The organism is Marinobacter xestospongiae (assembly GCF_023156385.1).
Taxonomy (GTDB): Bacteria; Pseudomonadota; Gammaproteobacteria; order Pseudomonadales; family Oleiphilaceae; genus Marinobacter; species Marinobacter xestospongiae.
In genome coordinates this window covers 1-1335 of the sequence record NZ_JAKZAK010000059.1, presented here as the reverse complement: position 1 = coordinate 1335, position 1335 = coordinate 1, and the positions used below count along the sequence as shown (strand labels likewise).

Here is a 1335-nt window from a genome sequence, read left to right as displayed (position 1 = left end):
GGCTCTTCACTTATCCGTGTGGGTTAGGAGCCATAGGCAGTCCGCCATAGTGAAACAGTATCGCCCGCTTGAACCTTTCCTTGCTCCGGAATCCTCTGGATCGAACCTTTAAAGTTCTTATCTGTCCGTTGATGGCTTCCGCCAGTCCATTTGAGGCTCGAAATCGCATGGCGTTGAGAATGCCAAACAACTTGGTTTCGATCTGATTTGCCGCTGACGCCAAGGCCCGAACTTCTGTTAGCCGAGCCATCTGAACCCATTCCAGCCAAGCCGAACGAGCACCTTTGACACGATACCCCTGCCAGATGTCTCGAGCCTTTTCCTTGAGGTACCACACCAGGCCGGTGTCTTTGAGCGCATCCGACAAGTTCCGGATTTGCCGAACCTGCTGTCCCTCAAGGCTCTTGCGGTGACGTAACCAGGTATATCGGCTTCGGTGGATCTCCTGACGCATCGAACGATCCGCCCGCGCCATGTCAGCCTTGCGAGTGGCATCAAGCGTCCGGGTCAGCATCTGTGCAACATGAAAGTGATCGAAGGCAATCTTCCGGTGGGCTTTCTCGATATGGTCAAACGTGGCCTTCTGATAGGCCGGGCTCATGTCCATGGAGATCGAGATAATCGACTGTTTGCACGGCTCTTTCAGGCTTTCGTAAAAACGGCCAAGACTGTCTGAAGACCGGCCGTCTTCCACCGCGAGGACCTGCCCCTCGGCATTGGAAACGATCGTCACATAGTCGTGCCCCTTGCGGAATGCCGTCTCATCGACCGCCAGCCGAGTAGTATCCCGGTTGGGCGTATTGGCCAGCCCCCGACGCACCGCTCGGTCCATGATGTTGTCGATGGCGGTCCAACTCAGACGCAACTGTTTGCTGACGGCAGAGATCGAGGCTGCCTTGAGCCAACTAATCACAAAGGCTTCAAACAGCAATGTGTACCGGCTGTTCTGTTCAGCCCAGGGTACGCTGATAGTCAGGCAACCATGCTCCGGACACTGTACTCGAGGGACTTGAGCAACCACTTGCGTCCGAAATTGGCAGGTATCGAGATGACGCCAACGACGCTCCCGTGAGTCGTAGCCCGGGCAGGTACGGGCACAGCGAGGGCAGACCAGTTTGGCGCTGCGGTCTAGATCGACCTGGACTACGACTTCTCCCTGGCTCTTATCAAGCTCGACGCCTGAGACAAACCAGGGCGAGGAGAGCCCAAGAATCTGTTGGTAAAGGGTGCATTGATCCAACGGTAGTCACCATCCGTCGCGTTAATCGGATGGGATAACAGTGACCAAAAATGATAGGAAAATAAAGGGTTACCCACCAGAAGAAGTGAAGAGCC

At 55.3% G+C, this 1335-nt stretch carries 1 protein-coding gene; it reads right to left on the bottom strand.

Features of this window, described 5'->3' with window-relative positions; genetic code table 11:
• Nucleotides 1-10 precede the first annotated feature (10 nt).
• Nucleotides 11-1240 carry an ISL3 family transposase gene (locus MLD24_RS21455; protein ID WP_227173622.1) on the bottom strand — a complete coding sequence of 410 codons (1230 nt, stop codon included), beginning with the start codon at nt 1238-1240 and terminating at the stop codon, nt 11-13.
• Nucleotides 1241-1335: the final 95 nt, after the last annotated feature.